At 62.0% G+C, this 20431-nt stretch carries 20 protein-coding genes; 16 read left to right on the top strand and 4 right to left on the bottom strand.

The window, feature by feature from the left end; all coding sequences use genetic code 11:
* Nucleotides 1-41 precede the first annotated feature (41 nt).
* From bamA to PanNE5_RS19720, 8 genes are all read left to right on the top strand, one after another.
* Nucleotides 42-2345, top strand: coding sequence for an outer membrane protein assembly factor BamA (bamA, locus tag PanNE5_RS19755; RefSeq protein ID WP_026131982.1), 2304 nt, complete (start codon nucleotides 42-44; stop codon nucleotides 2343-2345).
* 47 nt (nucleotides 2346-2392) lie between these two features.
* The gene (locus PanNE5_RS19750; RefSeq protein ID WP_017234132.1) at nucleotides 2393-2935 is read left to right on the top strand and encodes an OmpH family outer membrane protein; all 543 of its coding nucleotides are present in this window, start codon (nucleotides 2393-2395) and stop codon (nucleotides 2933-2935) included.
* A 14-nt stretch (nucleotides 2936-2949) separates the two neighbouring features.
* Nucleotides 2950-4020: a UDP-3-O-(3-hydroxymyristoyl)glucosamine N-acyltransferase gene (gene lpxD / locus PanNE5_RS19745; RefSeq protein WP_017234131.1), complete on the top strand. Its 1071-nt coding sequence runs from the start codon at nucleotides 2950-2952 to the stop codon at nucleotides 4018-4020.
* Nucleotides 4017-4475 (top strand): 3-hydroxyacyl-ACP dehydratase FabZ, encoded by a 459-nt coding sequence (fabZ, locus tag PanNE5_RS19740; RefSeq protein WP_017234130.1) that lies wholly within the window; start codon nucleotides 4017-4019, stop codon nucleotides 4473-4475. The genes lpxD and fabZ overlap by 4 nt, the downstream gene beginning before the upstream one ends.
* A 17-nt stretch (nucleotides 4476-4492) precedes the next feature.
* Nucleotides 4493-5284 carry an acyl-ACP--UDP-N-acetylglucosamine O-acyltransferase gene (lpxA, locus tag PanNE5_RS19735; protein WP_017234129.1) on the top strand — a complete coding sequence of 264 codons (792 nt, stop codon included), beginning with the start codon at nucleotides 4493-4495 and terminating at the stop codon, nucleotides 5282-5284.
* 3 nt (nucleotides 5285-5287) lie between these two features.
* Nucleotides 5288-6463, top strand: a complete 1176-nt coding sequence (gene lpxB / locus PanNE5_RS19730) for a lipid-A-disaccharide synthase (protein WP_026131980.1) — start codon at nucleotides 5288-5290, stop codon at nucleotides 6461-6463.
* A gap of 104 nt (nucleotides 6464-6567) precedes the next feature.
* Nucleotides 6568-7203 carry a ribonuclease HII gene (gene rnhB / locus PanNE5_RS19725; RefSeq protein ID WP_051060196.1) on the top strand — a complete coding sequence of 212 codons (636 nt, stop codon included), beginning with the start codon at nucleotides 6568-6570 and terminating at the stop codon, nucleotides 7201-7203.
* Nucleotides 7200-7979 (top strand): TrmH family RNA methyltransferase, encoded by a 780-nt coding sequence (locus tag PanNE5_RS19720; protein ID WP_017234126.1) that lies wholly within the window; start codon nucleotides 7200-7202, stop codon nucleotides 7977-7979. The genes rnhB and PanNE5_RS19720 overlap by 4 nt, the downstream gene beginning before the upstream one ends.
* A gap of 109 nt (nucleotides 7980-8088) precedes the next feature.
* Here the strand turns inward: PanNE5_RS19720 and PanNE5_RS19715 are convergent, their stop codons facing one another.
* The gene (locus tag PanNE5_RS19715) at nucleotides 8089-8967 is read right to left on the bottom strand and encodes a pyruvate, water dikinase regulatory protein (protein WP_150564786.1); all 879 of its coding nucleotides are present in this window, start codon (nucleotides 8965-8967) and stop codon (nucleotides 8089-8091) included.
* Between the two features lie 265 nt (nucleotides 8968-9232).
* Between PanNE5_RS19715 and ppsA the strand changes: the two genes are divergently transcribed.
* From ppsA to PanNE5_RS19700, 3 genes are all read left to right on the top strand, one after another.
* Nucleotides 9233-11623, top strand: a complete 2391-nt coding sequence (ppsA, locus tag PanNE5_RS19710) for a phosphoenolpyruvate synthase (protein ID WP_017234125.1) — start codon at nucleotides 9233-9235, stop codon at nucleotides 11621-11623.
* A gap of 166 nt (nucleotides 11624-11789) precedes the next feature.
* Nucleotides 11790-12224 (top strand): NfeD family protein, encoded by a 435-nt coding sequence (locus tag PanNE5_RS19705; RefSeq protein ID WP_017234124.1) that lies wholly within the window; start codon nucleotides 11790-11792, stop codon nucleotides 12222-12224.
* A 138-nt stretch (nucleotides 12225-12362) separates the two neighbouring features.
* Nucleotides 12363-13349, top strand: a complete 987-nt coding sequence (locus PanNE5_RS19700; RefSeq protein ID WP_261938683.1) for an SPFH domain-containing protein — start codon at nucleotides 12363-12365, stop codon at nucleotides 13347-13349.
* A gap of 140 nt (nucleotides 13350-13489) precedes the next feature.
* On the opposite strand, the gene smpB is transcribed toward PanNE5_RS19700, so the two are convergent.
* A complete protein-coding gene (gene smpB / locus PanNE5_RS19695; RefSeq protein WP_017234122.1) occupies nucleotides 13490-13936 on the bottom strand; it encodes an SsrA-binding protein SmpB in 447 nt (148 codons plus the stop codon).
* A gap of 157 nt (nucleotides 13937-14093) precedes the next feature.
* Here smpB and PanNE5_RS19690 point away from each other — a divergent pair, with 157 nt between their 5' ends.
* Together PanNE5_RS19690 and PanNE5_RS19685 are read left to right on the top strand one after the other, a co-directional pair.
* Complete coding sequence (locus PanNE5_RS19690; protein ID WP_026131979.1) at nucleotides 14094-14528, top strand: type II toxin-antitoxin system RatA family toxin; 435 nt, start codon at nucleotides 14094-14096, stop codon at nucleotides 14526-14528.
* Nucleotides 14518-14853, top strand: a complete 336-nt coding sequence (locus PanNE5_RS19685; RefSeq protein WP_261938682.1) for an RnfH family protein — start codon at nucleotides 14518-14520, stop codon at nucleotides 14851-14853. Before PanNE5_RS19690 ends, PanNE5_RS19685 begins: the two co-directional genes overlap by 11 nt.
* Nucleotides 14854-14994: 141 nt before the next feature.
* Here PanNE5_RS19685 and PanNE5_RS19680 read toward each other — a convergent pair whose 3' ends face one another.
* The gene (locus tag PanNE5_RS19680; protein WP_261938681.1) at nucleotides 14995-15924 is read right to left on the bottom strand and encodes a DMT family transporter; all 930 of its coding nucleotides are present in this window, start codon (nucleotides 15922-15924) and stop codon (nucleotides 14995-14997) included.
* Between the two features lie 286 nt (nucleotides 15925-16210).
* On the opposite strand from PanNE5_RS19680, the gene guaB reads away from it, so the two are divergent.
* From guaB to guaA, 3 genes are read left to right on the top strand one after another with little or no spacing between them, the layout of a single operon-like run.
* A complete protein-coding gene (gene guaB / locus PanNE5_RS19675; protein WP_017234118.1) occupies nucleotides 16211-17671 on the top strand; it encodes an IMP dehydrogenase in 1461 nt (486 codons plus the stop codon).
* A 6-nt stretch (nucleotides 17672-17677) separates the two neighbouring features.
* Nucleotides 17678-18370, top strand: coding sequence for a hypothetical protein (locus PanNE5_RS19670; protein ID WP_261938680.1), 693 nt, complete (start codon nucleotides 17678-17680; stop codon nucleotides 18368-18370).
* Complete coding sequence (guaA, locus tag PanNE5_RS19665; protein WP_261938679.1) at nucleotides 18345-19928, top strand: glutamine-hydrolyzing GMP synthase; 1584 nt, start codon at nucleotides 18345-18347, stop codon at nucleotides 19926-19928. Before PanNE5_RS19670 ends, guaA begins: the two co-directional genes overlap by 26 nt.
* Before the next feature lie 122 nt (nucleotides 19929-20050).
* On the opposite strand, the gene PanNE5_RS19660 is transcribed toward guaA, so the two are convergent.
* The gene (locus tag PanNE5_RS19660; protein WP_261939878.1) at nucleotides 20051-20281 is read right to left on the bottom strand and encodes a PhzF family phenazine biosynthesis protein; all 231 of its coding nucleotides are present in this window, start codon (nucleotides 20279-20281) and stop codon (nucleotides 20051-20053) included.
* Between the last annotated feature and the right edge of the window lie 150 nt (nucleotides 20282-20431).

Here is a 20431-nt window from a genome sequence, read left to right as displayed (position 1 = left end):
ATCCGAGTTGTTACGATTCAATTGTTTCTTGGGGAAGCAAGTTGTCGAATAAATACCACCTTGTTCCGAAGACCCTGGTGATTGCGGTTCTGGCGGCACACAGTTTCCTGGCGCGGGCCGTCGAGCCGTTCGTGGTCAAGGATATCCGAGTGGAGGGCTTGCAGCGCATTGAACCCGGTACGGTGTTTTCGTACTTGCCGGTCAAGCCGGGCGACAAGTTCAACGACGATAAGGGCACCGAAGCAATTCGTGCCCTTTATGCAACGGGCTTGTTCTCGGACGTGAGCGTCGAAGCGCAAGGCAACGTGCTGGTGGTGCACGTCAACGAGCGTCCCGCGATTGCTTCCATCGACTTCCTCGGTATCAAGGAATTCGACAAGGACGGTTTGAAAAAGGCCTTGCGTTCGGTCGGCCTGACCGAGGGTCGCAGCTTCGACCGAAACCTGCTCGAGAAATCGGAACAGGAACTCAAGCGTCAATACCTTACGCGCGGTTACTACGCTGCCGAGGTGAAGACGACGATCACGCCGCTCGAACGTAATCGCGTGGGGATCCAGTTCGCCGTGACGGAAGGCCCGAAGGCCACGATCCAGCAGATCAACTTCGTTGGCAACAAGGCATTCTCGTCGTCGGATCTGACGGCCGAGATGCAACTTGGCACGCCGAATTGGCTGTCGTGGTATTCGAAGAACGACTTGTACTCCAAGGACAAGCTGACGGGCGATCTGGAAAAGGTGCGTTCGTTCTATCTGAACCGTGGTTATCTGGAATTCAACATCGACTCCACCGACGTTTCCATTACGCCGGACAAGGACGAGATGTTCCTGACGATCAACTTGCACGAAGGCGATCCGTACAAAGTGTCGGACGTCAAGCTGACCGGCGAGATGCTGGGCAAGCAGGACGACGTGCGCAAGCTCGTGCAACTCAAGGCCGGCGACACGTTCTCGGCGGCCAAGCTGCAGGCCAGCACGAAGGCAATTTCCGACATGCTGGGCAACTACGGCTTCGCGTTCGCGAACGTGAACGCTCAGCCGACGATCGATCGGAAGGACCACACCGTGGCGCTGACGCTGACGGTCGATCCGGGTCGTCGCGTGTACGTTCGCAAGATCAACATCGTGGGCAACTCGCGTACGCGTGACGAAGTGATTCGCCGCGAAATGCGCCAGCTCGAAAGCTCCTGGTACGACGCCGATCGACTCAAGCTGTCGCAGGATCGTATCAACCGCCTGGGCTACTTTACCGACGTGAACGTGACGACCGAGCCGGTGGCCGGTTCGAACGACCAGGTCGACCTCCAGGTGAAGGTCGAAGAAAAGCCGACTGGCACGATCAACGTCGGTGCGGGCTTCTCGTCGACGGACAAGGTCGTGCTGCAAGCCGGTATCAGCCAGGACAACGTGTTCGGGTCGGGTACGTCGCTGTCGGTCAACGTGAACACCGGTAAGACGTACCGGACGTTGGCTGTCACGCAGGTCGATCCGTACTTCACGGTCGATGGCGTGAGCCGTATCACGGACATCTACTACCGCACGTATCAGCCGCTGCTGCTCACGAGCGATTCGGATTTCCGTATCAACACGCTGGGCGGCAATCTGAAGTTCGGCGTGCCGTTCTCGGAAGTCGATACGGTGTTCTTCGGTCTGGGCTTCGAACAGACGCGTCTGCATCTGACGAGCGACGGCTCGACCCCGCAGCGCTACATCGACTACGCCAACCAATTCGGCTACGTCAGCAACAACTATCCGCTGACCATCGGTTGGTCGCGCGATTCGCGTGATAGCGCGCTGATCCCGAACCGCGGTCATTATCAGCAGGCCAATATTGAAATCGGTACGCCGATTGGCACGACCAAGTACTACCGTGCCTACTATCAGCACCAGTACTACTACCCGGTGAGCCGTGGCTTTACGCTGGCACTCAACGGCGAAATCGGCTACGGCCACGGGATGGGCGGTCAGCCGTTCCCGATCTTCAAGAACTACTTTGCCGGCGGTATCGGTTCGGTGCGCGGCTATGAGCCGAGTTCGCTGGGTCCGAAGGACACCAATGGCGAACCGCTCGGGGGCGCGTCGAAGCTGATCGGCAACATCGAGCTGACGTTCCCGCTGCCGGGTACGGGGTATGACCGTACGCTGCGTATCTTCACGTTCATGGACGGTGGTAACGTGTTCGATAACGGCCAGGCGATTACCTTCAATAACCTGCGTTATTCCTACGGCTTCGGTTTGTCGTGGATTTCACCGATTGGCCCGCTCAAGCTCTCGATGGGCTTCCCGCTGGTCAAGAAGGTGGGCGATCAGTACCAGAAATTCCAGTTCCAGGTCGGTACGTCGTTCTAACGACGGCGAGTCGATCGGTTCCGAACGTTTTATCGTTGTAAAGGGGTATGACATTGAACGGTATCCGTAAGCATTGCCTGCGCGGCTTCGCCGCAGCGTTGCTGGCTGGGGCAGCCTTTGCTGCCATGGCTCAGGATGCGCGCATCGCCGCCGTCAATTCGGATCGCATTTTGCGCGATTCGGCACCGGCCAAGGCCGCACAAGCCAAGCTCGAAGCCGAGTTCTCCAAGCGGGACTCGGATCTGCAGGCCATGGCCCAGCGCCTCAAAGCCATGTCGGACAAGCTCGACAAGGACAACCCGACGTTGTCCGACGCCGAGCGCGCCAAGCGTCAGCGCGATCTGGCCGCGGCCGACACGGAATTCCAGCGCAAGCAGCGCGAGTTTCGTGAAGACCTGAATCAGCGCCGCAACGAAGAACTCGCCGCGGTGCTCGATCGCGCCAATCGCGTCATCAAGCAGATTGCCGAAACGGAAAAGTATGATCTGATCGTGCAGGAAGCCGTCTACGTGAGCCCGCGTATCGACATCACTGACAAGGTGCTCAAGACCCTGAACGCAAGTTCGGGCGGCGGCACCGCCGGCAAGTGACGGTCTCGCCTTTGATGCCGGGATCGCCGTCGATTTCGTTGGCACAGCTGGTCGCCCGCTTTGGCGGCGACCTCGTGGGCGATGGCGAAGTCACCGTGGCCGGTCTGGCGCCGCTTGATCATGCGGGTGCGAATCAGCTCGCGTTTCTGTCCAATCCGCTGTATCTCGCCGAAGTGCCCAACTCGGGCGCGGCGGCGGTGATTCTCTCGAAGGCCGACTTCGACAAGCTGCCGTCGCATGAGGGGCGGGCGTGGATTCTCGCGCCGAATCCTTATGCGTACTTCGCGCGCGTCGCGCAGATGTTCGCGCAGGCCGCGGCGCCGGTTCCCGCAGCAGGCATTCATCCGAGCGCGGTCGTCGATCCGACGGCCGTCGTGCCCACATCGTGCGTGATTGGCCCGAATGTCGTGATCGAGGCAGGTGCTCGACTGGGCGAGCGGGTGCGTCTGGTGGCGAACGTGTTCGTCGGTCGAGGCACGACCTTGGGCGACGACGTGCTCGTGTATCCGAATGCCACGCTGTACCACGCGAGTGTGATCGGCGCGCGTTGCGTGATTCACGCGGGCGCCGTGATCGGTTCGGACGGTTTCGGTTTCGCACCCGATTTCTCCGCCGCTGGCGGCGAATGGGTGAAGATTCCGCAGGTCGGGCGCGCCGTGATCGAAGACGACGTCGAAATCGGTGCGTCGACCTCCATCGACCGCGGGGCGATGGCCGATACGGTGATCGAGCGCGGTTGCAAGATCGACAACCAGGTGCAGATCGCGCATAACGTGCGGGTCGGCGCCTTCACGGTGATTGCCGCGTGCACGGGCATTGCCGGCAGCAGTACCATCGGTAAATTCTGCATGCTCGGCGGCGCCGTGGGCGTGGCCGGGCATGTCACGATTGGCGACCGCGTCATCGTGACGGCCAAGTCGGGGGTGTCGAAGTCGATTCCCGGCCCGGGTACCTATACAAGCGCCTTTCCGGCCATCCCGAACGCCGAATGGAACAAAAACGCGGCCATCATGCGCAATCTGGACAAGATGCGCGATCGCGTGCGTCAACTTGAAGCGAAGGTCAAAGACCTGCAAGACAAATGAGCGAGACCACAATCAATATCGACATCCACAAGATCATGAAGCTGCTGCCGCATCGGTACCCGATGCTGATGGTGGATCGCGTGATCGGGCTGGAGCCGCACAAAAACATCCAGGTCATCAAGAACGTCACGATCAATGAGCCGTATTTCACGGGGCATTATCCGCAGCGTCCGGTGATGCCGGGCGTGCTGATCGTCGAAGCGCTGGCGCAAGCCGCCGCACTCCTGACGTTCTCCGACGAGCCGGTGCACGACGAGAACACGCTCTACTATTTCGTAGGTATCGAGAACGTTCGCTTCAAGCGTCCGGTCGAACCGGGTGACCAACTCGTGCTCGACATCGATTTCCTGAGCGAGCGTCGCGGCTTCTACAAGTTCAAGGGCAAGGCGCTGGTAGACGGCAAGATCGCGGCGGAAGCCGAGTTCATGTGCATGGTCAAGAAGAACGGCGAATAACCGGAATTAAGACGCTCATGACGAATATTCACCCCACTGCAGTCGTCGATGCGAAGGCGCAACTGGCCGACGACGTCGTCGTCGGTCCCTATGCGATCATCGGGCCGAATGTCACAGTCGGCGCCGGTACGCAGATTCTCTCGCACTCGATTGTCGACGGTCATACGACGCTGGGCGAGGGCAACAAGATTGGCCCGTTCGCCTCGATCGGCGGCAGTCCGCAGGATATGAAGTACGCCGGCGAGCCGACGCGGCTCGTCATCGGCGATCGCAATACGATTCGCGAATTCACGACGATTCACACCGGTACGGTGCAGGACGGCGGTCTGACCGGCGTCGGCAACGACAACTGGATCATGGCTTACGTGCACATCGCGCACGATTGCCACGTGGGCAACCACACGGTCTTCTCGAGCAACGCGCAATTGGCGGGTCACGTCATTGTCGGCGACTGGGCGATCGTTGGCGGCATGACCGGGGTGCACCAGTTCGTGCGCATCGGCGCGCACTCGATGATCGGTGGCGCGTCGGTGCTCGTGCAGGACGTGCCGCCGTTCGTCATCGCCTCGGGCGACCGTGCAGTGCCTTACGGCATCAACGTCGAGGGGCTGCGTCGCCGCAACTTCACGGCTGACGCGATCACGGCGCTGCGTCACGCGTACAAGCTGCTCTACAAGAGTGGGCTGACGCTCGACGAAGCGAAGGTGCAGATCGAAGCCTTCGGTAACGCGGGTGCCCCGGACGTGTCCGATGCCGTGCGCGCGCTGCTCGACTTCCTCAACGCCAGCACGCGCGGTATCGTGCGCTGACCCATGCCGCCGACCCTTCCCGGTGCCGGCCAGCGAACCCTGGCGATGGTGGCCGGGGAGCTGTCCGGCGATCTCATTGCCGGCAACGTGCTTGCCGGTCTCAAGCAGAGCCTTCCGTCCGACATCGCTTACGCCGGTGTCGGCGGTCCGCATATGGCGGAGGAGGGCTTCGATGCTTATTGGCCCATCGACAAGCTCTCCGTCATGGGCTATGTCGAAGTCATCAAGCATTTGCGCGAGATTCTCTCGATTCGCAAGCAACTTCGCGAGCGCTGGCTGGCCGAGAAGCCGCTCGCGTTCGTCGGCTTCGATGCCCCCGACTTCAACTTCGATCTCGAAATCAAGCTGCGTGAGGCGGGCATTCCCACGATTCATTTCGTGAGCCCGTCGATCTGGGCGTGGCGCGGGGGGCGCATCAAGAAGATCAAGCGCGCCGTCGATCACATGTTGTGCCTGTTCCCGTTCGAGCCGGAGATTTACCGTCGGGCAGGCATCGACGCGACGTTTGTCGGCCATCCGATGGCCGACAAGATTCCGATGGTGCCCGATGTCGCAGGCGCGCGCGCCAGGCTGGCGCTGCAAGGCACTGGCCCGGTCGTCGCTATTTTGCCGGGTAGCCGGACGTCGGAAGTGCAACGGCTCACGCCCGTGTTCTTCGCGGCCATGCGCCTGCTGGCCGAGCGCGAGCCGTCGATTCAGTTCGTGCTCCCGGCGGCGACGCCGCGGCTGCGCACGTTGATGCAACCGATCGTGGACGCGCATAGCGATCTCAACCTGACCGTGATCGACGGCCGAGCACCGCTCGCATTGGAGGCGGCGGACAGCGTGCTTCTGGCGAGCGGTACCGCCACGCTGGAAGCGGCCCTTTACAAGAAGCCGATGGTCATCTCCTACAAGGTGCCTTGGTTGACGGCGCAGATCATGAAGCGTCAGGGTTATCTGCCGTACGTAGGTTTGCCGAACATTCTGTCGGGCGAGTTCGTCGTGCCGGAGTTGTTGCAGCAGTTCGCGACCCCGGAAGCACTCGCTGACGCCGTCTGGAAGCAATTGACCGACCCGGCGTTGCGCGCGTCCTTGCAGGTGCGCTTCACGAAGATCCACGAGCAACTGCGCCAAAATACGGCCGCGCGCGCGGCAGAAGTGATCGAGCGCGTGCTGCGTGAGAAGGGGCGGTTATGAGCGAGGAAGTGAAGGGGCGTCGCGGTGCGCGCAAGGGGACCTCGGGCGACGACGTACCGGCCGCAAAGCCGCGTCCCCGCGCGCCCAAGGCGACGCTACCGCAAATGGCGCTCGATCTGTTCGCCGACGTGGCTGCCGAACTGACTTGCGGCGTGGATGAAGTGGGGCGCGGCCCGCTCGCAGGGCCTGTCGTGACGGCGGCAGTGATTCTCGACCCGGCGCGTCCGATCAAGGGGCTGGCCGACTCCAAGAAGCTCACGGCGCAGCGTCGCGAGGCGCTTTACGAGGAGATCGTTGAACGTTCGCTCGCCTATTGCATTGCCGAGGCAAGTGTGGCGGAGATCGATTCACTGAACATTCTCCACGCGACGATGCTCGCGATGCAGCGCGCGGTGAACGGACTCCCGCGTGTTCCGACGCTGGCGCTCATCGATGGCAATCGCTGCCCCGCGTTGCCGATGCGCGCGGAGGCCATCGTCAAGGGCGACGACAAGGTGCCTGCGATTTCAGCCGCGTCGATTCTCGCGAAGGTCACACGCGACCGCCAACTGGTCGCGATGCACGAGGCATTCCCGCAGTACGGTTTCGATGAGCATGTCGGTTACGGCACGCCGCGCCATCTCGCCGCGCTGCGTCTGCACGGACCGAGTCCGCATCATCGCCAATCGTTCGCGCCGGTGCGCGAGGCCTTTGCATTGTTCGGCGGGCTTACCGTCGCCCGCGTGGGCCATTCGTCATGAAGCTGATCAGTTCCAAAGACAACCCGTTCTACAAGCGGCTAAAACAGTTGGCGCAGTCGAATCCGCAGCGGCGCAAACTCGGCCAGACGCTGCTCGAAGGCGTGCACCTGGCCGACGCCTATCTCGACGCGCTCGGACAGCCGCTTGTTTGCGTGGCAGCGGAATCGGCGCTGGAGAACCCCGAAGTGGCACAGATCTGGGCGCGCGTAGACGGTGATCGGCGCGTGTGTCTGCCGCATGCGCTGTTCGAGCCGTTGTCGACGCTCGTCAACGGTGTGCCGCTGCTTTTCGTGATCGAGATGCCGTCGGGGCACCTGCCGGCAACGCAAACGACGGATTGCGTCATTCTCGACGCCGTGCAGGACGCGGGCAATGTCGGTTCGATCCTGCGTAGCGCGGCGGCGGCCGGTGTTCGCGACGTGTATTGCATGTCGGGCACGGCGCTCGCTTGGTCTAGCAAGGTGCTACGTGCCGGTATGGGGGCACATTTCTCGCTGAACATCGTGGAGCATTGCACGCCGGATTCGCTCGCGCCGCGCTTGTCGGTGCCGTTGCTGGCGACGAGCTTGCAGGCCAGCACGTCGCTCTATGCGCAGGATCTGCGTGCGCCGGTGGCGTGGGTGTTCGGAAACGAGGGGGCCGGTGTGTCCCCGCAGTGGCTCGAACGCGTGCAACGGCCGATCCGTATCCCGCAGCCGGGCGGCATGGAGTCGCTTAACGTGGCGGCTTGTGCAGCCATCTGCCTGTTCGAAGCGGTGCGTCAGCGGCTCTCCTGAGGCGACGCGCGGCGGGGCGCACGGGGAGATCCGGGATATCAACAAGAAGGGACGCTCATGGCGTCCCTTCCTGCATTCGGCATGGCGCATGCATGCGCGGCGGGCAACGTCAGTAGACGTCACGCTCCAGCTTGATTTCCTGCAGTATGGTCGTGGCGATTTCTTCAATCGACTTGTGCGTCGAGGACAGCCACTTGATGCCCTCGCGCCGCATCATCGCCTCGGCCTCGTTGACCTCGTATCGGCAGTTTTCCAGCGACGCATACTTGCTGCCGGGGCGACGTTCGTTGCGAATCTCCGAGAGGCGTTGCGGATCGATGGAAAGCCCGAAAATCTTTTCCTTGTACTGATCGAGCGTGGAGGGCAGCTTCTCACGCACGAAGTCTTCTGGAATCAACGGATAGTTCGCGGCCTTCACGCCGTATTGCATGGCGAGATAGAGCGTCGTGGGTGTCTTGCCGCTGCGCGACACGCCCACGAGGATCACATCCGCGCTTTGCAGGTTCTTGTTGGACTGCCCGTCGTCATGCGCGAGCGAGAAATTCACCGCCTCGATCCGGTTCTTGTACGCCTCACTGTCGGCGTTCTGGTGGACGCGGCCGATGGCGTGCATCGACTTGAGGCCCAGCTCCAGTTCCAGCGGTTCGATGAACGTCTGGAACATGTCGAGAATCACGCCCTGGCAATTGCGCAGGATCTCATTGGCCCGGGCATCGACGAGCGTGCTGAAAATGATCGGGCGGATGTTGTCGGTCCGATACATTTCATTGATCCGTTGCGCCGTTTCATAGGCTTTATCGACGGAATCCACGAAAGGAACGCGAATCTGACGAAAACGCATCTCGAACTGCGCGAGGATCGAATGCGCGAAGGTTTCGGCAGTAATCCCCGTGCCGTCGGACACGATGAAGACCGGGCGCGCAGCCACCGGTTGGGTCGGTGCGGCGGGGGATGTCGGGGAGTTTCCGGGTGTCGTGGCGTCGGTCATGCGCAGAATCGCAAAATGGTGCGTTGCACGGTAGAATAGCGGCAACTTGTTGGATAAGCAATTGTGCGACCGTCGCGCGCCGCCCGGCTTCAGGCCCGTGGGGCGGGGCGTCGCGGGAAGTCTGGAGGGGGCGTCGCTCGTCGTCGAGACCTTGCCCCCGGTTCATGACGCCGCGTATGCGCGATTTCTTATCCAACAGGTCGATCGGCCCCTGTCAGTCCCAGCCGATCCTCCGAGAATTTTTTTTCTTACCTTAGGGGCTTTTATGACTAACGCAGCACACGACGGCGCCTACGTGGTGCCGTTTGAGCATCTGCGCATGACCGACGTCGAGTCGGTCGGCGGCAAGAATGCATCGCTTGGCGAAATGATCAGCCAACTGGCCGGTGCCGGCGTGCGCGTGCCGGGTGGTTTCGCCACGACGGCCTACGCCTTCCGCGAATTCCTCCATCACAACAACCTGACCGAGCGTGTCGCCCAGCGCCTTGAGGGTTTGGATGTGGATGACGTCAAGGCGCTCGCGCAAGCCGGTGCCGAAATCCGTCAATGGATCGTCGACGCCCCGCTGCAGCCGCAGCTCGAGAAGGATATCCGCGAGCAGTTTGCCCGTATCACGGCCGATCAGCCGGACGCATCGTTCGCCGTGCGCTCCTCGGCTACCGCGGAAGACTTGCCCGACGCATCGTTCGCCGGTCAGCAGGAAAGCTATCTGAACGTCGTCGGCATCGAAGACGTGCTCGATCGCATGAAGCACGTGTTCGCGTCGCTGTACAACGACCGGGCCATTTCGTACCGCGTTCACAAGGGCTTCACGCACGCCGAAGTGGCGTTGTCGGCCGGCGTGCAGCGTATGGTGCGCTCGGACTGCGGCGCGTCGGGCGTGATGTTCACGATCGACACTGAGTCGGGCTTCCAGGACGTCGTTTTCATCACGGCCAGCTACGGCCTGGGGGAAACGGTTGTGCAGGGCGCCGTGAACCCGGACGAGTTCTACGTCTTCAAGCCGACGCTCAAGGCCGGCAAGTACCCGATCATTCGCCGCACGCTCGGCTCGAAGCTGCTCAAGATGGAATTCACGCAACCGGGCGAGCCGGGCCGCGTGAAGACCATCGACGTGCCGATGGAACTGCGCAACCGTTACTCGATCACCGACGACGATTGCGTCGAGCTGGCCAAGTTCGCGCTGATCATTGAGAAGCACTACGGCCGTCCGATGGACATCGAGTGGGGCAAGGACGGTAAGGACGGCAAGATCTACATTCTGCAGGCACGTCCGGAAACCGTGAAGAGCCAGGCGATCGGCAAGGTCGAGCAGCGCTTCAAGCTCAAGGGCGAGGCGCCGGTATTGGCCACGGGCCGTGCCATCGGCCAGAAGATCGGTGCAGGCGCAGTGCGCGTGATCATGGACCCGAGCGAGATGGAACGCGTGCAGCCGGGCGACGTGCTGGTGGCCGACATGACCGACCCGAACTGGGAGCCGGTGATGAAGCGTGCCGCCGCCATCGTGACGAACCGCGGCGGCCGTACCTGCCACGCGGCGATCATCGCGCGCGAACTGGGGGTGCCGGCCGTCGTGGGTTGCGGCGACGCCACCGACGTGCTGAAGGATGGCGCGCTCGTGACCGTCTCGTGCGCCGAGGGCGACGAAGGCAAGATTTACGACGGGCTGCTCGAAACCGAAATCACCGAGATCCACCGCGGCGAAATGCCGAAGATCCCGGTGAAGATCATGATGAACGTGGGCAACCCGCAACTCGCCTTCGACTTCGCGCAACTGCCGAACGAAGGCGTGGGTCTGGCGCGTCTGGAATTCATCATCAACAACAACATCGGTGTGCACCCGCGCGCGATTCTCGAGTACCCGAACATCGACGCCGACCTGAAGAAAGCGGTCGAATCGGTGGCTCGCGGTCATGCATCGCCCCGCGCGTTCTATGTCGACAAGCTGGCCGAAGGGATCGCCACGATTGCCGCTGCCTTCTATCCGAAGAGCGTGATCGTGCGTCTGTCGGACTTCAAGTCGAACGAGTACAAGAAGCTCATTGGCGGTTCGCGCTACGAGCCGGATGAAGAAAACCCGATGCTGGGCTTCCGTGGCGCGTCGCGTTACATCTCGGAAGACTTCGCCGAAGCGTTCGAAATGGAGTGCCGTGCGCTCAAGCGCGTGCGCGACGAAATGGGCCTGACCAATGTCGAGATCATGGTGCCGTTCGTGCGTACGCTGGGCCAGGCGGAGCGTGTGGTCAACATGCTGGCCGGTTACGGCCTGAAGCGTGGCGAGAACGGTCTGAAGCTGGTGATGATGTGCGAAGTGCCGTCGAACGCCATTCTGGCCGATGAGTTCCTCGAGTACTTCGACGGATTCTCGATCGGTTCGAACGACCTGACGCAGCTCACGCTGGGTCTGGACCGCGATTCGGGCATGGAGCTGCTGGCCAAGGACTTCGACGAGCGCGACCCGGCGGTGCGGTTCATGCTCAGTCGTGCGATCAAGGCGTGCCTGTCCAAGGGCAAGTACGTCGGCATCTGCGGTCAGGGCCCGTCGGACCATCCGGATCTGGCCGTGTGGCTGGCGAACGAAGGCATTGCATCGATGTCGTTGAACCCGGACACGGTGATGGAAACGTGGCAACAACTCGCCAAACTGGCGAAGTAACCGTCGCCGACGGTCACGATATCGACCTCGGTTAGGACGCGTCCGAGTGGCACCTCGGACGCTGCCGAAAGGCTGACGCATCCCTTGGGATGCGCGCGCTGATCGGTGGGTTTCGTGCTATAAACCCCGGTATCACACCGGGGTTTTTTTGTGTCTGGGAGTTGCAATGGAACAGGCTTGGCTGTGGTTCGGCATTGCCGGATTGACCGTGGTGCTGGAGCTGGCAAGTGGTACGTTCTATCTCCTTATGGTGGCGCTCGGCATGACGGCCGGTGGTATTGCGGCGCTGTTGCGTATCGACTGGCCATTGCAGTGGGTGGCAGCGGCGGCGGTCGCGGGCGTGGCGGTCTGGATTCTGCGCCGCAGCCGCTTCGGTCAGCGGCGCATCAAGGTCGACGCGACGGCCGACCCCAATACCAACCTCGATATCGGGCAGCGTCTGCGCGTGGATGTCTGGGGTCCTGACGGTCAGGCGCGGGCGATGTATCGCGGTGCCGAATGGGACGTCGAACTTTTGCCCGGCGAGTTGCCCAGCGCAGGATGGTTCGTCATTTGCGAGGTTCGCGGCAGCCGGCTGTACGTCGCGCACGTGACGGCATAGTCGCCGGGACCGGCGCGCAAACGCGCGTCTCGCTTTCGCTTCGGCGTCGTCGCATGGCATGCATTGCATCGTATCGCCCGTGGTCGCGGGTGACGGGGAATTCGCCCGCCGTCATGGCAGGCGCTTCAAGGGGGGAACATGTTTTCCAACGTCGCGTTTATTCTCTTCATCATCGCCGTGATCATTGCGGCACGCTCGATCAAGATCGTGCCGCAGCAGCACGCCTGGGTGGTCGAGCGTCTCGGCAAGTATCACGCGACGCTCACACCGGGACTGTCCATCGTTGTGCCATTCGTGGATCGCGTGGCATACAAACATATGCTCAAGGAAGTGCCGCTCGACGTGCCGAGCCAGGTCTGTATCACGAAGGACAACACGCAGTTGCAGGTCGACGGAATTCTGTACTTCCAGGTCACGGATCCCATGAAGGCGTCGTATGGGTCGAGCAACTTCATCATCGCCATTACGCAACTGGCGCAAACGACGCTGCGTAGCGTGGTCGGCAAGCTCGAACTCGACAAGACGTTCGAGGAGCGCGAATTCATCAACCACAGTGTGGTGAATGCCCTCGACGAGGCGGCGTCGAACTGGGGCGTGAAGGTCTTGCGCTATGAAATCAAGGACCTCACGCCGCCGAAGGAGATCCTGCATGCGATGCAGGCGCAGATCACGGCCGAGCGCGAAAAGCGCGCGTTGATCGCGGCGTCGGAAGGCAAGAAGCAGGAACAGATCAACCTGGCGTCCGGTGCGAGGGAGGCGGCGATTCAGAAGTCGGAAGGGGAGCGTCAGGCCGCGATCAACCAGGCGCAAGGTCAGGCCTCGGCCATTCTGGCGGTGGCGGAAGCCAACGCCGAGGCCATCCACAAGGTTGCGACGGCCATTCAGACGCAGGGCGGCATGGAAGCGGTCAACCTGAAGGTCGCGGAGCAGTACGTGGAAGCGTTCAGCAAGATCGCCCGAACCAATAACACCTTGATCGTGCCGGGGAATCTGACGGACATGAGCAGCATGATCGCCTCGGCGCTCAAGATTGTGCGTGGTACCGAAGGCGGTTCGACGGCGGGTGGGTCGACGGCGAGCGGTGACGATGTGGGGGGCTTCGGCCATTCGGGGGCACGACGTTAGTCCGGCCGCGCAAAGAAAAACGGCCCGCGCTGAACTGAACCACCCAACGTCTGGGGTTCAGTGCAATGCGGGCCGTTTTCGCTGGGTAGCGGGCGGAGGCGGTGGTCTGCCTCGATGCACACGCCCCCTGATGCAGCGCCTTACGTCGGCGTGCGCATCAGGCGCGCTCGCTCGCGTTCCCAGTCGCGCGCCTTTTCCGTCTCCCGCTTATCGTGCAGCTTCTTGCCCTTGGCCAGCCCTATCTCGCATTTCACGAGGCCTTTGCTGTAGTGCAGGTTCAGCGGTACGAGCGTGTAGCCGCGTTGCTCCACCTTGCCGATGAGCTTCTTGATTTCGTCGGCCTTGAGCAAGAGCTTCCGGGTGCGCACGGGGTCGGGGTTGATGTGCGTCGATGCGGATTGCAGCGGGCTGATGTGTGTGCCGATCAGAAAGATCTCGCCATGCTTGATGACGACATAGCCTTCCTTGATCTGCGCCCGCCCGGCGCGAATGGCCTTGACTTCCCACCCTTCGAGCGCGATCCCGGCTTCGTATCGCTCCTCGATGAAGTAATCGAAGAAGGCCTTCTTGTTGTCGATGATGCTCATGGATCCTTGGCGGGTAACTTGGTCGGACCCGGTGAGTCGGGCTCGGGTAAAATACCGATTTTAACAAAGAGTCTCGGCAACAGGCGGCTTGCGTCGCGCGCGCATCGATATGACCTCGATGGCCGACGCGTCCTGCATGCACCTCGACCGACAGACGATGGCCGAAGTCAGTAAAACCGTTCTCGTGCATTTCTCCGCTGAGCAAATGTACGACCTGGTGACCAATGTCGCCGATTACCCCAAATTCCTGCCCTGGTGCGGTGGTGTCGATATTCGGCACCAGGACGAGCACAGCATGGAGGCGTCGCTGATCATCGACTTCAAAGGGCTGAAGCACTCGTTCGCGACGCGCAATCTCCAGGAGCGCCCGCATTCCATTCAGATGACCTTCGTCGAAGGGCCTTTCAAACGTTTTCACGGCACCTGGAAGTTCACGCCGCTGCGCGAGAACGCTTGCAAGATCGAGTTCGGCCTTCACTACGAATTTGCGAGTTTTCTGCTCGAGAAGGTGATCGGCCCGGTATTCAGCCACATCGCCAATACGTTCGTCGACGCCTTTGTCAAACGTGCGGAGACCGTTTATGCCGGGTGAGGTGAATGTCGAGGTTTGCTACGCATTGCCCGCCGAGCAGACGATCGTCGCGCTGACGTTGTCGCAAGGCGCCACAATGCGCGAGGCGATCGAGCGCAGCGGGCTGCCGCAGCGGTTTCCGGAGTTGGACATGTCGCGCATGAAAGCCGGCGTCTTCGGTAAGCTGCGCGCGCTTGACGCCGCCGTGGAGGACGGGGATCGCATCGAAATCTACCGGGCGTTGAAGGCCGATCCCAAGCTCGCGCGTCAGCGACGCGTGGAAAAGGTACGCAACGAAGGGAGCCGAGAAGGGCAGAAATGGCTCGGTAGCCGTCGCGGCAGTTGACGTCTGCGGTGTGTGACCCGGTGCCGCGCTGACCGGCAAGCTAACCAAAACGCTCGCGTGGGCGCTGAGTGGAGTGTTAAGTGGTGCGCTAGCGGGGGGGGGGCGCCGATTAGCGTCTTTATTCGAATCACGGGGCGCGAATCAGTGCACCGATTTCCGTGCATGCAATCTTACCGAAGCGCTGACACCCGCTAGCAGCAACGCGATGGCGGCGAGTTCCAGCAGGCGTGGCAAGCGCTGTTCGTAGACAAAGCCGTAAATCAGCGCGAAGAGCGTTTCAAACACGATCATCTGTCCCGACAGGGTGAGCGGTAGCCGTCGGCTTGCCGCATTCCAGAACGCATTGCCAATGGTCGATGCGCCCACCGCTACGGCGATGTTCACGATCAGAAACATCTGCCAGTCGCGCGGCGCGTCGAGCACGACCGGGTGCGGGAGCCACACGGCCGGAATCGCCAGCATGAGCGCGAGCACGCCCGTGGCGACGCCCGTCAGCAGCGACCATTCCTGACTCGTGAAGTGTCCGAATCGCGCCAGATAGCGGGCGTTGGCTACCGCATACCATGTCCAACTCACGAGCGCGCCGACTGCGCAGCCAATGCCGGCGAGGGTGAGCCGCCAGTCTCCGCCGCTTGCCGAGGCGTGGGCGAACACGTCGACGTTGATGCAGACGATGCCCGCCGCGACCAGTACCAGGGGCCCCGCCAGCCGCGACAGGGGGAGGGCGCCGTGGTCACGGCTGCCGACCAGTGTGACCGTTACGGGCAGCACGCCTACGATCAACGAGGCCGGCGCAATCCCCGCCATCTGGACCGCGCCCGCGAGAAACAGGTAGTAGATGAGATTGCCGACAAGACTCAGCCGGAACAGCGCCCGCCAGTCACTGCCAGTGACGGTATGCCGTAGACGCGCCCAGAGGGGAGCGAGCAGCACGGCGGATACCAGTCCATACAGGACGTAACGGGCGGCCGACAGTTCCAGCGGCGAGAACCCGGGCAGCAGGCGAGGGGCCAGGAAGACCAGGCCCCACAAGGCGCCCGCAGCCAGTCCGAAAGAAATGCCTTGCCCCATGAAATTCGTACCCGTGGTTCGTGTTGGCGAGATGCCGATGATCCGCGCCGGACATCGCCTCGTTATACCGGCCGGGGCGGTGCAGGAAGGGCCGAAGAATAGCATGGGCCCAGGGCGCCGCTCTTGTGAAATCCGGCAGTCGGCTGGGTTGGCAAATCGGTCGCCGCGAGGCGCGGATGCGCGTTCGTTCCGGCCCTCGGGGAAAAAGCCCCTTGACATGTGGGGCAGACGTGCCATGCGTCCTGCGATTTCTGTATAATTCGGTTTTGCGCCTATAGGATTTGCCATGCGTCTGATCCAAAAAGCACTCACTTTCGATGACGTGCTCCTCGTCCCGGCTTACTCTGCCGTTCTTCCGCGCGACACCAGCCTGAAAACCAAGCTCACGCGCAACATCACCTTGAACATGCCTTTGCTGTCGGCCGCCATGGATACGGTGACCGAAGCGCGTCTGGCTATCGCCATGGCACAACAGGGCGGCATCGGCATTATTCACAAGAATCTGAAGCCGGCCGAGCAGGCGCGTGAAGTGTCGAAGGTCAAGCGCTTTGAATCAGGCGTTCTGCGCGATCCGATCACGATTCCGCCGCACATGAAGGTGCGCGATGTGATCGCGTTGTCGCGCCAGCATGGCATTTCCGGTTTCCCGGTCGTCGAGGGCGCTCAGCTCATCGGTATCGTGACGAACCGTGACCTGCGTTTCGAGAGCCGCCTGGACGAGCCGGTGCGCGCGATCATGACGCCCAAGGAAAAGCTCATCACCGTGCGCGAAGGCGCGTCGCCGGCCGACGCCGAGCACTTGATGCACAGCCACCGCCTGGAGCGCGTGCTGGTCGTCAATGACGCCTTCGAACTGCGCGGCCTGATGACTGTCAAGGACATCATGAAGGCGACCGAGCACCCGCTCGCGAACAAGGACGAACACGGCAAGCTGCGTGTCGGCGCCGCCGTTGGCGTGGGCGCGGACAATGAAGAGCGTGTGGAGCTGCTGGTGGCGGCGGGTGTCGACGTGATCGTGGTCGACACGGCGCACGGCCACAGCCAGGGTGTGCTGGACCGCGTGCAGTGGGTCAAGAAGCATTTCCCGCAGATCGAAGTGGTCGGCGGCAACATCGCGACGGCGAGTGCCGCCGTGGCGCTGGTCGAACATGGGGCGGACGCCGTCAAGGTCGGTATCGGCCCGGGCTCGATCTGCACGACGCGTATTGTGGCGGGCGTGGGTGTGCCGCAAATCACGGCAATTGCCAACGTAGCCGAAGCGCTCAAGGACACGGGTGTTCCGCTCATCGCGGACGGTGGTATTCGTTACTCGGGCGACATCTCCAAGGCGCTGGCCGCTGGCGCGCACACGGTGATGATGGGCAGCATGTTCTCGGGCACGGAAGAAGCGCCGGGCGAGGTGTTCCTGTACCAGGGCCGTTCGTACAAGAGCTATCGCGGCATGGGTTCGGTGGGGGCGATGAAGGATGGCGCCGCCGACCGTTACTTCCAGGATCCGGCGAACAACGCCGACAAGCTGGTGCCGGAAGGCATTGAAGGCCGTGTGGCCTACAAGGGCAGCGTGATGGCCATCCTGCATCAGTTGACGGGCGGTATCCGTTCGTCGATGGGGTATCTGGGTTGCCCGACGATCCAGGACCTGCACGAGAAGGCGGAGTTTGTACAAATCACGGCCGCCGGCATGCGCGAATCGCATGTGCACGACGTCCAGATCATGAAGGAAGCCCCCAACTACCACGTGGAGTAATCACCCATGAAGGCCATGTTGCGTACGGTACTGTTCCTCGATGCGGCGTTGAATCTGGCACTCGGTGTGCTGTTGATCGCGTCGTTCTGGTCATCGCTGTATGCGGCCATTGAAGTGCCCGCGCCATCGCCCGTGCTGTATGCGCAGGCGCTTGGTGTGGCCTTCGTCGGCGTGGCCTGGCTGCAATGGCACGCCACCGTGAACGGCCAGTTGACGGCGACCGTCGCGAAAGTGACGGGGCATATCAACTGGGTGATCGGTGCTTTCGTGCTGGGGTGGCTGATTTCCGGCCAGTTGGCGGTGACGGGGGGCGGCAAGTGGTTGATGCCGGCGCTCGGGGCCGTCTTGCTGGTGGTGGGTGCCATTCTCGTCAAGCTGGCGTCGAGCGTGCGTACGAAAGAGCGCGTGCAGGCGGCACAGCAGGCGGCCGGTCGCGGGCGTGGCGGGGTCGTGAGCGACACCCGGCGCGACGCACCGTTCGATGATCCCGATGCCCGGGCCGGCGACGAGGCCCGAGGCAAGCGCGCTGAGCCGCGCATGGAGGCGCCTCGCGGCGGCTCCGCTTCCGTCAATACCACGCCGGTCGCGCCTGCGGGCACCACCGGCATTGTCACGCCCGTGCCTTCCGCCACGGCGCCGACGTCCAACGAATCCACTTCCTCCGTACCTCACGATGCACGACAAAATCCTCATTCTTGACTTCGGTTCGCAAGTCACCCAGCTCATCGGCCGCCGCGTTCGCGAAGCGCACGTTTACTGCGAGATCCACCCGAACGACGTGTCGGACGAGTTCATTCGTGAATTCAATCCGAAGGCGATCATTCTGTCGGGTAGCCATGCGAGCACGTATGAGGATCAGGATCTGCGTGCCCCGCAGGCCGTCTGGGATCTGGGCGTGCCGGTGCTGGGCATTTGCTACGGTATGTTCGCGATGACGGTTCAGTTGGGCGGTCAGGTCGAGGCTAGCCATCATCGCGAGTTCGGTTACGCCGAAGTGCGTGCGCAGGGCCATACGCCGCTGCTCGACGGTATCGAGGATTTCCGTACGGCTGAAGGCCACGGCATGCTGAAGGTGTGGATGAGCCACGGTGACAAGGTCACGCATTTGCCGCCGGGTTTTGTGCTGATGGCGTCAACGCCGAGCTGCCCGATCGCCGGCATGGCGGACGTGTCGCGTCACTACTATGCGGTGCAGTTCCACCCGGAAGTCACGCACACCGTGAAGGGACGTGAGTTGCTCGAGCGTTTCGTGCTGGAGATTGCCGGGGCGAAGCCGGACTGGATCATGCGCGACCACATCGAGGAAGCCGTCAAGGCGATTCGCGAGCAGGTGGGCGACGAGGAAGTGATTCTGGGCTTGTCGGGCGGTGTCGATTCGAGTGTTGCGGCGGCGCTGATTCATCGCGCCATTGGCGACCAACTGACGTGCGTGTTCGTCGATCACGGTCTGCTGCGTTTGAACGAAGGCCAGATGGTGATGGAGATGTTCGAGGGCCGTCTGCATGCGAAGGTTGTGCACGTGGATGCCGCCGAGCAGTTCATGGGGCATTTGAAGGGCGTGACCGATCCGGAGCAGAAGCGCAAGATCATCGGCCGTGAGTTCGTTGAAGTGTTCCAGGCGGAAGCGAAGAAGCTGAAGAATGCGAAGTGGCTGGCGCAAGGCACGATCTATCCGGACGTGATCGAGTCGGGCGGTGCGAAGACGAAGAAGGCGACGACGATCAAGAGCCACCACAACGTGGGTGGCTTGCCGGAGACGCTGGGTCTGAAGCTGCTGGAGCCGCTGCGCGACCTGTTCAAGGATGAAGTGCGCGAGCTGGGCGTGGCGCTGGGTCTGCCGCACGACATGGTTTATCGTCACCCGTTCCCGGGCCCGGGTCTGGGTGTGCGCATTCTGGGCGAAGTGAAGCGCGATTACGCCGATCTGCTGCGTCGCGCCGATGCGATCTTCATCGAAGAGCTGCGCAACACGGTTGAGCCGAACAGCGGCAAGACGTGGTACGAGCTGACGAGCCAGGCCTTCGCGGTGTTCCTGCCGGTCAAGAGTGTGGGCGTGATGGGAGATGGCCGCACGTATGAGTGGGTGGTGGCGCTGCGCGCCGTGCAGACGCAAGACTTCATGACGGCGCACTGGGCACACCTGCCGCATGATCTGCTCGGCAAGGTGTCGAACCGCATCATTAACGAAGTGCGTGGTTTGAACCGGGTCGTGTATGACATCTCGGGCAAGCCGCCTGCGACGATCGAGTGGGAGTGAATTGACGTCCGGCACCGGCCGGCATCGACTGGCAGTAAAACACATCTAAGCCCGCGATTTTGCGGGCTTTTTTGTATTCCTGTCCGGTAATGGCTGGTGTCCCGGGCATTCACTCACGAACGTCAATCATCGCCTTCAAGTTGAAACGATCCCTCCGTGTCGCTGAACCATTTCCCGCCAACACGAATCCGTGTCGGCCCGTCATGCAAGTCAATTCTGGCCCTGAGAATGCTGGGTCGGCCCATGTCAACGCCTTGAGCAACGCATAATGCCAACTCTAGCACCCCGCGCACGTGTGCGATGAGCGCTGCAGTCGCTGTTGTTGCGCTGCCTGACGCGGGGTCTTCTGTCATGCGTGGCGTGAATGACACGACTGGTTTTCTCGTGCCAATCGTGTTCAAAGACTCACTACCCCAGTGGTTGAAATACGTTCGGTAACGCAGCGAAAATCCGAGGAACCAAGGACTGAAAACCAGAATGCGGATGCACTTCGTCGTAGTGAG

The sequence above is a fragment of the Pandoraea sp. NE5 genome, from assembly GCF_024363545.1.
Taxonomy (GTDB): Bacteria; Pseudomonadota; Gammaproteobacteria; order Burkholderiales; family Burkholderiaceae; genus Pandoraea; species Pandoraea cepalis.
Note: the sequence above shows the minus strand (reverse complement) of the source record. Positions and strands in the feature narration are given on the sequence as shown.

Bases quoted from the DNA above. Each gene is read 5' to 3' on its own strand.
- PanNE5_RS19750 (WP_017234132.1), top strand. From the start codon at position 2,393: ATGACATTGAACGGTATCCGTAAGCATTGCCTGCGCGGCTTCGCCGCA.
- lpxD (WP_017234131.1), top strand. From the start codon at position 2,950: ATGCCGGGATCGCCGTCGATTTCGTTGGCACAGCTGGTCGCCCGCTTT.
- fabZ (WP_017234130.1), top strand. From the start codon at position 4,017: ATGAGCGAGACCACAATCAATATCGACATCCACAAGATCATGAAGCTG.
- lpxA (WP_017234129.1), top strand. From the start codon at position 4,493: ATGACGAATATTCACCCCACTGCAGTCGTCGATGCGAAGGCGCAACTG.
- lpxB (WP_026131980.1), top strand. From the start codon at position 5,288: ATGCCGCCGACCCTTCCCGGTGCCGGCCAGCGAACCCTGGCGATGGTG.
- rnhB (WP_051060196.1), top strand. From the start codon at position 6,568: ATGGCGCTCGATCTGTTCGCCGACGTGGCTGCCGAACTGACTTGCGGC.
- PanNE5_RS19720 (WP_017234126.1), top strand. From the start codon at position 7,200: ATGAAGCTGATCAGTTCCAAAGACAACCCGTTCTACAAGCGGCTAAAA.
- PanNE5_RS19715 (WP_150564786.1), bottom strand. From the start codon at position 8,967: ATGACCGACGCCACGACACCCGGAAACTCCCCGACATCCCCCGCCGCA.
- ppsA (WP_017234125.1), top strand. From the start codon at position 9,233: ATGACTAACGCAGCACACGACGGCGCCTACGTGGTGCCGTTTGAGCAT.
- PanNE5_RS19705 (WP_017234124.1), top strand. From the start codon at position 11,790: ATGGAACAGGCTTGGCTGTGGTTCGGCATTGCCGGATTGACCGTGGTG.
- PanNE5_RS19700 (WP_261938683.1), top strand. From the start codon at position 12,363: ATGTTTTCCAACGTCGCGTTTATTCTCTTCATCATCGCCGTGATCATT.
- smpB (WP_017234122.1), bottom strand. From the start codon at position 13,936: ATGAGCATCATCGACAACAAGAAGGCCTTCTTCGATTACTTCATCGAG.
- PanNE5_RS19690 (WP_026131979.1), top strand. From the start codon at position 14,094: ATGGCCGAAGTCAGTAAAACCGTTCTCGTGCATTTCTCCGCTGAGCAA.
- PanNE5_RS19685 (WP_261938682.1), top strand. From the start codon at position 14,518: ATGCCGGGTGAGGTGAATGTCGAGGTTTGCTACGCATTGCCCGCCGAG.
- PanNE5_RS19680 (WP_261938681.1), bottom strand. From the start codon at position 15,924: ATGGGGCAAGGCATTTCTTTCGGACTGGCTGCGGGCGCCTTGTGGGGC.
- guaB (WP_017234118.1), top strand. From the start codon at position 16,211: ATGCGTCTGATCCAAAAAGCACTCACTTTCGATGACGTGCTCCTCGTC.
- PanNE5_RS19670 (WP_261938680.1), top strand. From the start codon at position 17,678: ATGAAGGCCATGTTGCGTACGGTACTGTTCCTCGATGCGGCGTTGAAT.
- guaA (WP_261938679.1), top strand. From the start codon at position 18,345: ATGCACGACAAAATCCTCATTCTTGACTTCGGTTCGCAAGTCACCCAG.
- PanNE5_RS19660 (WP_261939878.1), bottom strand. From the start codon at position 20,281: ATGACAGAAGACCCCGCGTCAGGCAGCGCAACAACAGCGACTGCAGCG.